This window comes from Hufsiella ginkgonis (assembly GCF_009834915.1).
Lineage (GTDB): Bacteria > Bacteroidota > Bacteroidia > Sphingobacteriales > Sphingobacteriaceae > Hufsiella > Hufsiella ginkgonis.
Map to the genome: position 1 here is coordinate 1,278,377 of NZ_WVHS01000001.1, position 13,906 is coordinate 1,292,282.

At 49.9% G+C, this 13,906-nt stretch carries 13 protein-coding genes and 1 pseudogene; 9 read left to right on the forward strand and 5 right to left on the reverse strand.

Annotated features, from left to right (window positions below; all coding sequences use genetic code 11):
- Positions 1-31 precede the first annotated feature (31 nt).
- Positions 32-583, reverse strand: coding sequence for a hypoxanthine phosphoribosyltransferase (hpt, locus tag GS398_RS05410; protein WP_160905679.1), 552 nt, complete (start codon positions 581-583; stop codon positions 32-34).
- An 84-nt stretch (positions 584-667) separates the two neighbouring features.
- Between hpt and GS398_RS05415 the strand changes: the two genes are divergently transcribed.
- Both GS398_RS05415 and GS398_RS05420 read left to right on the forward strand, forming a co-directional pair.
- A complete protein-coding gene (locus GS398_RS05415) occupies positions 668-1,438 on the forward strand; it encodes an ABC transporter ATP-binding protein (RefSeq protein WP_160905680.1) in 771 nt (256 codons plus the stop codon).
- A gap of 6 nt (positions 1,439-1,444) precedes the next feature.
- Entirely contained in the window at positions 1,445-3,145 is a 1,701-nt protein-coding gene (locus tag GS398_RS05420) for a hypothetical protein (RefSeq protein ID WP_160905681.1), read from the forward strand.
- A 20-nt stretch (positions 3,146-3,165) separates the two neighbouring features.
- Here the strand turns inward: GS398_RS05420 and GS398_RS05425 are convergent, their stop codons facing one another.
- Complete coding sequence (locus tag GS398_RS05425) at positions 3,166-5,340, reverse strand: biosynthetic peptidoglycan transglycosylase (protein WP_160905682.1); 2,175 nt, start codon at positions 5,338-5,340, stop codon at positions 3,166-3,168.
- Positions 5,341-5,492: 152 nt separating this feature from the next.
- On the opposite strand from GS398_RS05425, the gene GS398_RS05430 reads away from it, so the two are divergent.
- The 3 genes from GS398_RS05430 to GS398_RS05440 all read left to right on the forward strand — a co-directional run bounded on the left by GS398_RS05430 (position 5,493) and on the right by GS398_RS05440 (position 7,644).
- Positions 5,493-6,584 (forward strand): Mrp/NBP35 family ATP-binding protein, encoded by a 1,092-nt coding sequence (locus GS398_RS05430; RefSeq protein ID WP_160905683.1) that lies wholly within the window; start codon positions 5,493-5,495, stop codon positions 6,582-6,584.
- A gap of 54 nt (positions 6,585-6,638) precedes the next feature.
- Complete coding sequence (locus GS398_RS05435; RefSeq protein ID WP_160905684.1) at positions 6,639-6,917, forward strand: NifU family protein; 279 nt, start codon at positions 6,639-6,641, stop codon at positions 6,915-6,917.
- An 85-nt stretch (positions 6,918-7,002) separates the two neighbouring features.
- Positions 7,003-7,644, forward strand: coding sequence for a peptidase associated/transthyretin-like domain-containing protein (locus GS398_RS05440; protein WP_160905685.1), 642 nt, complete (start codon positions 7,003-7,005; stop codon positions 7,642-7,644).
- Between the two features lie 17 nt (positions 7,645-7,661).
- Here the strand turns inward: GS398_RS05440 and def are convergent, their stop codons facing one another.
- The 3 genes from def to msrA all read right to left on the reverse strand — a co-directional run bounded on the left by def (position 7,662) and on the right by msrA (position 10,292).
- Positions 7,662-8,231, reverse strand: a complete 570-nt coding sequence (def, locus tag GS398_RS05445; RefSeq protein WP_160905686.1) for a peptide deformylase — start codon at positions 8,229-8,231, stop codon at positions 7,662-7,664.
- Between the two features lie 62 nt (positions 8,232-8,293).
- Positions 8,294-9,526, reverse strand: coding sequence for a M16 family metallopeptidase (locus tag GS398_RS05450; RefSeq protein WP_160905687.1), 1,233 nt, complete (start codon positions 9,524-9,526; stop codon positions 8,294-8,296).
- Positions 9,527-9,644: 118 nt separating this feature from the next.
- Positions 9,645-10,292, reverse strand: coding sequence for a peptide-methionine (S)-S-oxide reductase MsrA (msrA, locus tag GS398_RS05455; RefSeq protein ID WP_160905688.1), 648 nt, complete (start codon positions 10,290-10,292; stop codon positions 9,645-9,647).
- A gap of 198 nt (positions 10,293-10,490) precedes the next feature.
- On the opposite strand from msrA, the gene GS398_RS05460 reads away from it, so the two are divergent.
- The 4 genes and pseudogenes from GS398_RS05460 to porD all read left to right on the forward strand — a co-directional run bounded on the left by GS398_RS05460 (position 10,491) and on the right by porD (position 13,895).
- Positions 10,491-11,393: an outer membrane protein assembly factor BamD gene (locus GS398_RS05460; RefSeq protein WP_160905689.1), complete on the forward strand. Its 903-nt coding sequence runs from the start codon at positions 10,491-10,493 to the stop codon at positions 11,391-11,393.
- Positions 11,394-11,404: 11 nt separating this feature from the next.
- Positions 11,405-11,731 (forward strand): DNA-directed RNA polymerase subunit omega, encoded by a 327-nt coding sequence (locus GS398_RS05465; RefSeq protein WP_160905690.1) that lies wholly within the window; start codon positions 11,405-11,407, stop codon positions 11,729-11,731.
- An 80-nt stretch (positions 11,732-11,811) separates the two neighbouring features.
- Positions 11,812-13,002, forward strand: a pseudogene (gene coaBC, locus GS398_RS05470) (bifunctional phosphopantothenoylcysteine decarboxylase/phosphopantothenate--cysteine ligase CoaBC); the annotation flags it as partial.
- The gene (gene porD / locus GS398_RS05475) at positions 12,999-13,895 is read left to right on the forward strand and encodes a type IX secretion system protein PorD (RefSeq protein ID WP_160905692.1); all 897 of its coding nucleotides are present in this window, start codon (positions 12,999-13,001) and stop codon (positions 13,893-13,895) included. The pseudogene coaBC and the gene porD, both read left to right, overlap by 4 nt.
- Positions 13,896-13,906 lie beyond the last annotated feature (11 nt).

Here is a 13,906-nt window from a genome sequence, read left to right on the forward strand (position 1 = left end):
GTTTTATAGATCAATAGGTTAATTACTGGTATTATGTTTCGCTGGGCACGGCAACGGCACGGTAAATATCTTTCAGGTTGCGGCCAAGCCCGTTGTAATCGAGGCCGTAGCCTACCACGAAATCGTTCGGAATTTCGAAAGCCACGTAATCGAGCTCTTCTATTTCATGCTGCATCGATTGTGGTTTTACCAGCAGGCTGCATACGGCAATGGAAGCAGGTTCAAGCTGCTTTAGTTCAGTTAACAGGTGATCCATCGTGATACCGGTATCCACGATGTCCTCAACGATAATCACATCGCGTTTACGCAGGTCTAGCTCCAGGCCGATCACTTTTTTTACCCTGCCGGTAGAAGAATCGCCCTCGTAGGACGACACCTTGATAAAAGTGACTTCAGAAGCGATCTCGATCTCCTTCATCAGGTCAGCCAGGAAGAGAAAGCTGCCGTTTAACACCCCGATGAACACCGGCACGCGGCCCTCATAATCTACATTAAGTTGGATCCCGATCAGGCGTATCCGTTTTTTGATCTGCTCATATTCAATCATGAGCTCGAATTCTTTATCGTCTACCTGTATCTTCATATATGATTGGTAAAATTAGGGAAAGAATAGGGGAAGGCAATACTTTCCCGGTAAAAGACAAAAAAAAACCATAATATAGACGTTATGACAGTCCCCATTATCCAGATCCGTAATCTCGGCAAATCGTATGGTACCAAGCAGGTACTCAAGAATATAAACCTCGATGTTTCCCCCGGGCAGATCATCGGCTACATCGGTCCCAACGGCGCCGGGAAATCCACCACCGTGAAAATCCTGATCGGCCTCATCGCCGATTTTGAAGGCGAGATCCTGATCTCCGGCAAACCGCTCCGCGAAAATGTGATCGATATCAAACGCACCATCGGCTATGTGCCCGAAAATGCGGAGATCTACGAGGTGCTTACCCCCATGGAATACCTTGATTTTGTAGGAAAGCTGCAGGGAATGGATGAAAGCCTGATCCGGCAGCGCGCAACTAAGATGCTGGAAAATTTTGGCCTTCGGCCGAATATGGATCAGCGCATGGACACGTTCTCCAAGGGGATGCGCCAGAAAGTGATGCTGATCTCGGGCATCATTCATAACCCGCAGATCATTGTGCTCGACGAACCGCTGTCGGGGCTCGATGCCAATGCCGTTATCATGGTTAAAGAGATCATTTCGCGCCTTGCGAAGGAAGGTAAAACGATCTTCTACTGTTCACACATGATGGACGTGGTAGAAAAAGTGTCAGACCGTATCGTGCTCATTAACAACGGCGAGATCATCGCACACGGCACCTTCGAGGAGCTGAAACAAAACAGCGGGCAGTCGCTCGAAAGTATTTTCGCACGCCTCACCGGGAAAGAAGATATCGGCGATTCTGCCGGTGCATTTTTAGACGCCTTCGAGTAGCACCGTATGAATAAGCTTATAATCAATTTTATTATGCTGTTTAAGCCGCTGTTCACGAAAATGGGTGTGGATACGCAACAGCTCCGCGTGATCCTTGAGGTAAAGCTCCTCATGGACGACCGCCGGCCTTACAACCAGATGCGCCGGGCGCATAAACAGAAAAAGGACACCAAAAACACCTCGCTGTTAGCCATGTTTTTCCTTGCGCTGATGGGATGTTTCATGATCTTTCTCCTCACCATGGGCAACCCACTGCTGGGGCATACCTTGTATCTCAGTATGTTCATGATCATGATGGCCCTTACGCTGGTGTCTGACTTTACCAGCGTACTCATCGATGTGCGCGATAACTTCATCATCCTGCCACGGCCGGTGAACGACAGTACCTTTACCACTTCAAGGATCCTGCATATCACCGTGCACGTGTTTAAGATGCTGATCAGCATCGGCCTGCCCGGGTTGATTTACGTTGTTATCACAGACGGCCCGCTGGGAGGCATCGCTTTTTTTGTCGAGATCATCGCCACTACGCTGTTTTCCATCTTCGTGGTAAACATGATCTACCTGCTGGTATTAAAAGTATCGTCGCCCGAAAAATTCAAGAACTTTATCTCGTATTTCCAGATCTTCGTTTCCATCTTCGTGTTTGCCGGTTACCAGGTGCTGCCACGCATCAGTACGCGTATGGACCTGCATGGTATCAACCTCCTGGCGTATAAGCTCGCTTATGTGTACCCGCCGGTTTGGTTTGCGTCGTTTTACGATACCATTAGTCACCCGGAAACATTCGCTGTCGCCAAACTGGTAATGGGTGTCATTGGGATCATCGTCCCCTTTGTAACTATTTTTATCGTGGTAAGGTACCTTGCACCGGGTTTTAACCGCAAACTTTCGGCTATCGCCGGAAGCGGAAGCGAGCCGGAACCGCAGCTTGTTACAACTACAGGAGCCGCAGCCGTTAAAGAGCCGGCGACTTTTGTAAGCAACCTGTCCAAATTTCTTTGTAAAGATCCCGTGGAGCAGGCCGGTTTTAAACTCACCTGGTGGTTAACTTCCCGCTACCGCGATTTTAAGGTGAAGGTGTACCCCTCATTCGCCTATGTACCCGTGTATTTTGTGTATTACGTATTTTTGGGAAAAGGCAGCGGCCGAAATGATCCGCGGTCGCCGGAAATCACAGAAGGCCAGGGCTACCTGCTCCTCACCTACCTCACCAGCTTTGTCATTCTGACCGTACTTAGCCAGATCTCGCAATCAGAAAAATATAAGGCTGCCTGGGTGATGTTTTCCACACCGCATAACCGGCCGGGGAAGATCGTTTCGGGCATGTTCAAAGCAGTGATGTTGAAATACTTTGTGCCGTTCTACCTGGTAGTGAGCATCTTCGGATTGTTTTTGTGGGGGCCGGTGATTATTAACGACCTTGTGCTGTCGTTTTTCAACATCCTGGTGTACGGTGTTATCCTGGCAATTATTAATGTTACCTACCTGCCGTTTTCGCAGCCCGCAGTTACCGAAGGAGGTAAGACCTTCGCCAGGTTCCTGGTGATGTTCGTGATCTTTATCCTGGGCATGGCGCACTATGCGTTAAGTCGCTGGGAGTGGGCGATCAATACCGGCGCAGTATTTTCCATTCTCCTTTTTTGGGTGCTTTTCCACTATTTCAGTAAACGGGATTGGAAAGCGATGGAGGCAGATTACGGGTAAACGCTGCGTGGGCAGTTAAATCAGGGATTGTTTTTCTTTTCGAGCTCCTTAAGCCTTTTCTTTTCTTCTTTTTCCTGCTTCCTGGCATCGCGGCGTTCTTTCCGTTTTTGAGCGCCGGTTTTAACCGTGTCTTTGGGCGCCACTTTTAATTTATCGAGATCATGGATGCTAATGGTATCCATCTTCTTTTCCGGGTTCAATACTCTTTTCAAAAAAGACTCGGGATCTTCGTCCCGTTCATCCGCATTGTTAAACAAGGTAGAGTCGCTCGCGGTCGAATCTGCCGGCGCGATCAGCGTGCGCAAACTTTCTTTTAAACGTACGTTATAGAAACCATAACCGGAGGTATCCGGGGCAGTAAGGCCCCTGCGTGCCATCAGTCCCCCGATCATCCTGAAATAACCGGCCAGTCCGGGACGAAGGCTGCCATCCGGCTCGAAAAAGTATAGCCCTTTTTTTGGTTTGGGTACGATGCTCGCCAGGAAAATACTTTCGCCGAGCGATAGCTGGGAGGCGTGTTTACCGAAGTAGTAATTAGCCGCTTCACCGATCCCATACACATTGCGGCCCCACTCGATCAGGTTCAGGTAAGCCTCAAGCATTTTGGATTTGGTAGTTACACGGTTGTTCTCGATCAGCCAAACGATCAGCGCTTCATCAATTTTGCGGAGCAGCGTTTTTTGGCGACTGAGGAACACGTTCTTTACCAACTGCATCGATATGGTGCTTCCGCCTTGCTTAAACGCCTTTTTCTTAAAATTGGTGGCGATCGACCTGCGGAAAGCAAGCTCCACAAAACCGTGGTGACTAAAAAAGGAAGGGTCTTCGGCTGTCAGCACCGCATTGCGAAGGTCGGGCGCAATACCCTCAAGCGGTATAAAGTTCGGGTTTTTCGGACCGATCTCGATATCGCGCATCGGTTTTCCATCTTCATAAGGCGTATATACGAACGGGCTGTTGATCTTTTGGAAATTCGTTTTACCCCATTTTATGATCTTAAAATCGCGCTTGTTCAGCGAGGAATTAAATTGAACGCTATCCGGAAGCGCCCCGTCGAGGTACAGGCTCAGGTCATATTGTAGCTGCCCTGATACCTTGATGCCTTCCAGCGTCTCAAATAAGCCCGGGGGGAAAGCGTTGAAAATCTCCTGCGCGTCCTGGTAGCCGGTATGCAGTTTCAGTTCGTAGATCTTTTTCCTGGTAAGCGTGTATTTTAAGTATGGGTTGGCACGAATGTTTTTTAACCGGATCACTGAGGAACTGTCAAGTGCAACAAAATTTTCGCCCACGGTGAAGTTCGCGTCGATAGCGCCGGTTGGCACCAGGATATCGGTGGACGATAATTTCGGATGGTTCACCACCAGGTTCCTCACTGCCCAGGTTCCCGAAACATGCAGCTCGTCCCCATCACGCTCCGCTTCGTTCAGCCGCACATTAATGGTGTCGAAACTTACCTTCAGCTTGTATTTCTTTTCGATAACCGGCAGCGACACTTTCTTCCCATCGGCAAACAGGCGCAGGTCGAACAGCTTTTGATCAGGCTCTGCGGGGCCGTCGAGATGCCAGGTAGCTTCGCCCTTGTTCAGGATGATGGTCGACTTCAGGTATCCGTCATCAATCACCGCGCCGGGGGTAAAAAAACGCAGCGTATCTTTGTCGTCGCGGAATACGAAATCGAAATTCTTGATATCCAGGTCGTCAGGTACCTTGTTCAGCACCGTGTTGAGGAGGTTATCGGCCAGATCGGCCAGGCTCGAACGGCTGCTCTCGCTGGTATTTTTCTTTTTCCTGCGAAAGAGGAAATCGTAATTGCTTACGCTATCCTTCTTAACGAGGTTGATCTTTCCCGACGCTAATTTCAGCTCAGCAAGCTTTACTTCCCCGAACAAAAGCGGCATCAGCTTAACGCCAACGCGCAGGTTCCGGATCAATGCCAGGCTGTCCCGCTGTGCCGGAACTGCCGAGATCTCGTCGAACAATACCACGCTCAGTCCATCGAAACGTGGATTTTTGATCTGTACGTCCAGGTTATAGTCCGCCTTCGCTTTGCGAATGATGCGGGCAACGGTCGATTGCAGGATAGACTCGCGTTTTACGAAGATGACGGTTACGCCCACCAGCATCAAAAAAAACAGCACGCCAATAATTATACCGGTAATTTTCAGGACTTTAGGCGGAACTCGGGGAATATGCATGGAGGTTGTAGGTAATTACTCAATAACTGCTTTGTTAAAAAAACGTTTTATGAGCCAGAATTATTTCCAGAATGTAAATATCTGCAAAAACATAGGGTAAACAAGTTCTTTACAGGGAGGGTTTAGTAAATTTGCGTTTTCACTCATATAAAATGATCACAAAGGAACAGGTTTTGCAGGCGCTGAGTCACGTGGAAGAACCGGATTTAAAGAAAGACCTGGTTACGCTAAACATGATCGAGGGGATAGAGATCAACGGGAACAACATCCGCTTCTCGGTTATTTTAACTACCCCGGCCTGCCCGTTAAAGGCTATGATAGAAAATGCCTGCCGCAACGCCATCGCATACTTCGTGAGCAAAGAGGCGGAGGTCATCATTAATATGACTTCGCGCGTTACCACCCGGGCCAACGCTACGCTGCCGAATATCCGGAATATCATTATCGTTTCTTCCGGGAAGGGCGGGGTAGGGAAATCGACGGTTTCTGCAAACCTGGCATTGGGACTTCAAATGACCGGGGCGTCGGTAGGTTTGATCGATGCCGATATTTACGGGCCGTCTATCCCCACCATGTTTGGCCTCGAAGGGGAGCGCCCGTTATCCGTACAGGGGCCTGACGGTAAAGCGCGCATCCTCCCCATCGAGCGTTTCGGGTTAAAACTGTTGTCCATCGGTTTCTTTACCGACCCGGAGCAGCCGGTTCCCTGGCGGGGGCCGATGGTTTCTACTGCCGTGAAACAACTTTTTAACGATGCCGATTGGGGCGAACTGGACTACCTGGTGGTCGACCTTCCTCCGGGCACGGGCGACATCCACATCACGCTTACACAAACGTACCCCATCGCGGGAGCGATCATCGTAACAACACCGCAAAAAGTAGCCTTGTCCGACGTGCGTAAAGGGATCGGGATGTTTATGATGAACGCCATTAATATCCCGGTACTGGGCATCGTAGAAAACATGTCGTACTTTACTCCTGCAGAATTGCCCGGCAACAAGTATTATATTTTCGGAAGCGGTGGCGGGCAAACGCTGGCCCAACGGTATGATGTGCCGTTCCTGGGCGAGATCCCGCTGGTTAAAAGCATCAGCGATGCGGGCGATGCAGGCCGTCCCGTGATCATGGAAGCGGGCAACCCGATGGCCGAAGCATTTAAAGCGCTCGCCGCGAAGGTGGCCCAGCAGGTGTCGATCCGGAACTTGGAAGTGCGGCAGATGAATCCGGCGCCGGCGGCGATATAATTGCGCCGAAACTTTGTATATTCGATTTATGTATATTTGTAAAATTTGATTATTATGGATTTGTTGGCCAGAGTTGAAGGTGCATTGGATACGATCCGACCATATTTAGAAGCAGATGGTGGTAACGTCTCTGTGGAAGAGATCACGCCCGGTAACATCGTGCGCCTGAAACTGCTTGGGGCTTGCGGCTCCTGCCCCATGAGCTTCATGACCCTGAAAGCGGGGATCGAAGAAGCGATTAAGCGTTCGGTACCCGAAATAGAAGGCATCGAAGCAATAAACCTTACAGACGCAGACGATCCAAATGCGGTGATGCCTACCCGGGTGGGTTAATGGCGTACCTGTCGACGTAACAACGTTAACATTTAACAGTTTTTAACGATTGGCTAGCATGGTTTTTGATAGTTTTACGGCGTAAATGAAACGGATATTCCTTTTTCTTCTTGTTCTCGCCGGCTTCGCCGGATCCTCCCATGCGCAGGAGAAGAAACTGGTACAGGTATCGGGGATCATTTATAATGCGGATTCTATCCAGGCAATTGTGCCATATGTAACGGTGATCAATAAGTCGCGGAATAACCAGTCGTTCCCGGCCAATTACCAGGGGTATTTTTCTTTTGTAGCCAGCGAGGGCGATACGATCGTTTATTCGGCTATCGGGTACCGCAAAGAAGCGCTGGTGATCCCGGCCGGTTTACCCGACATGAAGTACACCGTACTGGTTAAAATGAAACCCGAATCCATTACATTGCCGGTAGTAAGCGTTTATCCCTGGGCAAGTGTCGATGAATTTACCCGTGCATTTATGACGCTGAAGCTGGCAGACGATGACCTGCTGATCGCCAAAAAGAATGTGTCGGCGGCAAGCCTGGCAGCGCTCTCTAAATCGCTTCCGCGTGATGGGCAGGAAATGAATGTGTTTAACTTCCAGAACAACCACATCAACTTAACGAATAAACACATGAACCAGCGCGGCGCCAATCCGCTGATGAACCCGTTTGCCTGGGCAGCGTTTATTCAACAGATCACCCAGGGCGATAAAAGCCGCGGGGGTAATTAATCCCACCCTGTTTTCTCTTACCGCTTTCTTTTTTGCGCGGGGAACCTCATTTTGTACTCTACCTTTATCAAGCCTTTCGAAATGGAATCGAGGCGGCTCTTAAGCATCGTTTTGCGTAAAGGGGATAGCTTGTCGACAAAAAGTTTTCCTTCAATATGGTCGTATTCGTGTTGAATTACGCGGGCGGCGAGGCCGGTATAGGTTTCTGTGTGCAACGCAAAGTTTTCATCGAGGTAAGAAATGGTCACTTTCGATTTCCTGCTGATGTCTTCACGGATATCCGGAATGCTCAGGCATCCCTCGTTAAAATCCCAGTTTTCGCCGCTTTCTTCGGTGATCTGCGCATTGATGAATACTTTCTTGAAATCTTTCAGCTGTGCATCGTCTTCCGCAAATGGCGAAGCATCGATCACGAACAGCCGGATAGCCAGCCCTACCTGGGGTGCGGCTATACCAACACCATGTGCGGCGTACATAGTTTCGAACATGTTGCCGATCAGCTGTTGTAAACCAGGATAATCGCTGCCGATGTCTTCGGCTTTTTTTCTTAAAACGGGATCTCCGTAGGCGATAATGGGTAATTTCATAACGAGAAGTATTCAAACACAGAACGTTAGTTCTGGCGTTAACAATCGGCAAAGATAATATTTTACTCTTTAAGGGGATCGAAAACCAGCGTAGTAAACCGTTCCGGATCGAACACCTCGTTGGCGATTTCCAGCAGCTGGGGAGCTGTAACGGCGTTCACGCGGTCAAAAACCTCCTCCAGCGAATCTACGCGACCGTAATCCACCAGGCTTTTCGACATCGAGATCAGGAGGCTCATCCTGTTCTCTTCGCCCAGCGCGATCTGCCCGATAAACCGCTTTTTCGCCTGGTGAAGCTGCGTAACTCCCAGACCCTGTTCACGTAATTTACGAAGCTCGCGCTGCACCAGTTTCAGCGCTTTATCCTTTTTCTCCGGGTCGGTGCCAAAATAAACGGAGAACATGCCGGTATCGCTAAAAGGCGCATAACTCGACTCGATGGTGTAGGCGATGCCATATTTTTCGCGGATCTCCAAGTTTAACCTCGAGCTCATGCCGGTTCCGCCCAGCAGGTTGTTCAACAGTAGCAAGCCGGTTTTGTTCTTGTGGTGCAGGTTGTAGGCGAGGTTGCCGGTTACGCAGTGAGACTGTGAGATCGGCTTCTTTTCGTGGTACGTGGCAGGACGGTACAAAACGGGCGCTATCCTGTTTTTGGAGGTATCATTTTCCTTTACGGCGCCAAACAAGCGGCTCACCAGTTTTTTAAGCTTTTCTAACGGGTAGTTGCCCAGTACGCCGATCACAATGCCGTGGGTATTGTAATTAGCTGAAAGGAAGCGCAGAATATCATCGCGCGTAAAGCGCTGTACACTTTCGGTTTTACCCAGGATGTTGTTCCCCATCGGGTGCCCTTCATAAACAAGTCCGTCGAAATCGTCGTAAATGGCATCTTCGGGTTGGTCCTGGTAAGAAGCGATCTCGTCGAGTATTACCCCTTTTTCTTTTTCCAGCTCATCCTCCGGGAAAACGGAATGAAAAACGAGGTCCTGGAAGAGGTCCAGCGCACGTTCCAGGTGTTCCTGTAAAAAAGAAGCGTGTATGCAGGTATATTCCTTGGTGGTATAGGCGTTCAGGTCTGCACCCACCAATTCGAGGCGGTTGAGGATCTGGTTGGTGTTGCGGCGTTCGGTACGCTTGAAAAAAAGATGCTCGATAAAATGGGCCAGCCCGGGATCGCCCTCTGCTTCATCTCTCGACCCGGCATTGATGAGGATGCATGCATGCGCGATGTTGGAGAGCGCCGGCTTGTGTAATAAACGGATCCCGTTGGGCAGGGAAAAAACTTCATAATCCATCGGGCAAAGGTAGGGAATCAGCGGTCAGCTTTCAGCAATCAGCCGCCAGCAATCAGCCGTAAGCGTTCAGCCGTCAGCTTTGTGATAGCGACATAAGGAGCTGATTGCTGGCCGCAGATCACTTCTTCTTCATCGTCAGCTTACACTCCCTTTTAAATTTCTCGAAGCGTGGCATCGAAACGGCTTGCACGTATCCCTGGCTCGGGTTGTATTGCACGTAGTTCTGGTGGTATTCTTCTGCGCGGTAAAAGGCGGTAAGCGGTGATATTTCGGTAACGATGGCACTTTTAAAGGTCGGTGTGTATTTGCGTACCGCCTGTTTGGCGAGCTCGCCTTCTTCTTTAGTGAGGTAAAAAATGGCGGAGCGGTAGGAGGTTCCCCTGTCTGGACCCTGGCGGTTCAGCGTAGTAGGGTCGTGCGACGTAAAGAAAGCATCCAGCAACTGGCTGTAAGAGATCTTTTTTGGATTATAATATACCAGCACGGTTTCGGCATGGCCGGTTGTTTCAGAACATACCTCTTCATAGGTCGGGTTTTTTGTTTTGCCGCCGGCGTAACCGGATACGGCAGAATCAACCCCGGCCAACTCCTCGAAAATATGCTCCGAGCACCAGAAACATCCTTCGGCAAATGCCGCGATCGCTTTTCCCTGCGGCGCCACGAGCTTTACGGCGTACACCTTATTTTTATTTTGTACTAACAAGCTCCACGAAGCGAGCAGCAATACCGCCGCGATAACAGACAGGTAAAAAACAGACTTTTTCATATCACAATCTTTAACGCAATTTACGCAACAATATGGCGGGTGGTTTGTCCATTGAATGTAAAAACGCCGAGCGCATTACTAATGCGTTAAATGTTAAACTCTGTTAAATTTAACGCCCCTCTCCCGGTAAGATTCTACCTTCGCCTGTCCCTCAATAATGTGATTGACGGATACACGTAATTAACTTATCTTTGCAGGATGTTTAAAAACAAGCAGTTAGTTTTATTGGGCCTGATCGTTTTATTTCTGTCGGGCGCTATCGGCTGTAAAAGTAAATTCGAGAAGCTGCGCACGGGCACGGATGTACCGAAAAAGTACCAGGAAGCAATTCGCCTGTACAATAAAAAGAAGTATTCCAAGGCGCTCTTGTTGTTCGACGACCTGATGCAGCGCTACCGCGGGATGTCGGAAGCCGAAGACCTTTCCTACTACTTTGCATATACCAACTACCGGCTGCGCGATTATACCACCGCCCGTTACCAGTTTAAGGTTTTTGCCGATACCTACCCGGGAAGCTCCAGGGCCGAAGAGTGCCGGTTTATGTCGGCTTACTGCTACTACCTCGAGTCGCCGAACTTTTCGCTCGACCAGGAGAACACCCAGAAAGCCATCGAATCCCTCCAGCTCTTTATCAACCTCTATCCCAAAAGCGAGCGGGTGGCCGAGGCCAGCAAGCTGATCACCGATCTTCGCGACAAGCTGGAAGCGAAAGCCTACGCCAACGCGAAGCTATATTTTACCACTGGTGGCTACAATCCTGAAAATTACCGGGCCGCCGTGATCGCTTTCCGCAACGTATTGCGCGATTTTCCGGATACGCGTTATGCCGAAGAAATGGAACTGCTGGCCATCCGCTCGCAGTACCTTTACTCAAAAAACAGCTACGAAACCAAGCAGGAAGAACGGTTTAACGAAGCCATTACCATGGCAGGTGATTTTGCCGACAAACATCCGCAGAGTAAATTGTTAAAAGACGTACAGGAGGTGAGCAAAGATGCCCAGGCAGGTATCGTGGCGGCTAAAAAGTTCATCGCCCTGCAGGAAGCCGAAATGAAAGCACGCATGGCAGCACGTGATACTACTGCCAGGAAAAATAAGTAAACAACGAAATTATGAGCAATACCAAAACTTCGACCACCCCTACATCAACCGTAACACGTGATGTGCGCCAGCTGGATAAAGAAACCGGCAATATTTACGAGTCGATCGTGATTATTTCAAAACGCGCGAACCAGATCGCCAACAATATGAAAGAAGAGCTTCATGGAAAGCTGTCTGAGTTCTCATCGTCGAACGACAACCTGGAAGAGATTTTTGAAAACCGCGAGCAGATCGAGATCTCTAAACATTACGAGCGTTTGCCAAAACCTACGCTGGTAGCGGTTGACGAGTTCCTGCACAAAAAAGTTTACTACAGGAACCCTTCGAAGGAAGCATAGTAGTACCGGTTATCAGTAGTCAGTCATCAGTTCTTGTATGACGCTTTAACGGAACCGGCTGCTGATAACCGACCACTGATAACTCAATGAACATTATCCTCGGCATCTGCGGAAGCATAGCCAGCTATAAAGCGGCCACCCTGGTACGTTTGCTGGTGAAATCCGGTGCCGCGGTGAAGGTGGTAATGACCCCCGACGCCACGCATTTTATTACCCCGCTTACCCTTTCTACCCTTTCTAAAAACCCGGTGCTGGTTGAATATGCCAACGCTCAAACCGGCGAATGGAATAACCATGTTGAGCTGGCGCTGTGGGCCGATTACCTGGTTATCGCCCCGGCCAGCGCAAACACCCTCGCCAAAATGGCCAACGGGCTTTGCGATAACCTCCTTACGGCGGTATACCTTTCTGCCAAATGCCCGGTGTATGTCGCTCCCGCAATGGACCTCGATATGTGGAAACATGCATCTACCCAGGCAAACGTGGGTCGCCTGCAATCCTATGGCAACATCCTCATCCGCCCGGGTTACGGCGAGCTGGCCAGCGGCCTCACCGGCGAAGGAAGAATGGCGGAGCCCGAAGAGATCGCGGCGCTTCTTGATGGCGAAATAAGAAAAAAACTGCCGCTGAGCGGTAAAAAAGCCCTGGTTTCTGCCGGGCCTACATACGAAGCGATAGACCCGGTACGTTTTATCGGAAATCATTCTTCCGGGAAAATGGGTTACGCCATCGCGGCGGAATTGTTGCGGAACGGCGCGGAGGTCACGTTGGTAAGCGGACCGGTATCGATAACCGCCGAACCGGGAATAAAGGTGGTCCGTGTTACCTCTGCCGCAGAAATGCTGGAGCAGATGAGCGCACATTTCCCGGCCGCCGATATTACCATTATGAATGCCGCGGTAGCAGATTACCGCCCGGCCACCGTTGCCGGGCACAAGATTAAAAAGAACGACGAAGAGTTCTCGATCCCCCTGGTTAAAACCACGGATATTCTTGCGAATTTGGGGCAGTTGGAACGGGGGAACCGTTTACTGATCGGCTTTGCCCTCGAAACAGAGCATGAAGAGGAGAATGCCATTAAAAAGATCCGGAAAAAGAACCTCGACTTTATCGTGCTCAATTCGCTTCAGGACGAAGGAGCTGGGTTTAAAGGCGATCAGAATAAGATCACGATCATAGACCGTGAGTTGAATAAAGTAACCTACGGGCTTAAATCGAAACAGGAAGTGGCACACGATATACTCATAAAAATTCTGGAGGTAATGGCATGATCAGGCGATTCGTGATGTTCGTTTTCGTTTTTTTGACAGCCGCGCAGCTCCGGGCACAGGACCTTAACGCCCGTGTGCAGATCTTGTCCACCCAGATCCAGAATACCAATAAGCGGTCGTTCGATGCGCTCGAAAGCACCATCCGCGAATTTCTTAACAACCGCAAATGGAGCGCCGACGCGCTGCAGCCCCGCGAGCGGATCGATTGCAGCTTCGTGATAAACATTACGTGGTACGATGGCTCGTCGCAGTTCCTCGCCGATGCGCAGATCCAGTCGAGCCGACCCATTTACGGCACCACCTATAACAGTACGCTGCTAAACATCAGCGACAAGGATTTCGGCTTTACGTATGCCGAGGGACAGCCGTTAGACTACTCTGACCAGAACTTTATTAATAACCTGAGCTCCCTGCTGGCTTTTTATGCCTACACCATCGTAGGAATGGATTACGACAGCTTTTCGCGCTATTCAGGCACCCCTTATTACGTAAAAGCGCTGGGTGTGGTAAACAACGCGCAAAATGCCTCCTTCCCCGGCTGGAAAGCCTTTGAGAGCCTTAAGAACCGGTACTGGCTTTCGGAAAACCTCAACAATAAAGCATTTAACCCGATCCGCGAGGTGCTGTATGATTATCACCGAAATGGGCTCGATATCATGGCGGGTAACCAGGCAAAGGGACGCAAGGAGATCATCGGCCTCTTGCCGCAGCTGCAAAAGATCGATAAACAGAAACAGGGCGCTATGCTTAACCAGGTTTTCTTTACCGCAAAAGCAGACGAGCTGGTAAACATTATCGGCTCCGCCGACCCGCAGGATAAAGTGAAAGCCTATAACCAGCTGGTGGAGCTCGATCCGGCCAACCTTGCCAAGTACCAGGCGCTAAGAAAGTAACGCCGCCCAGG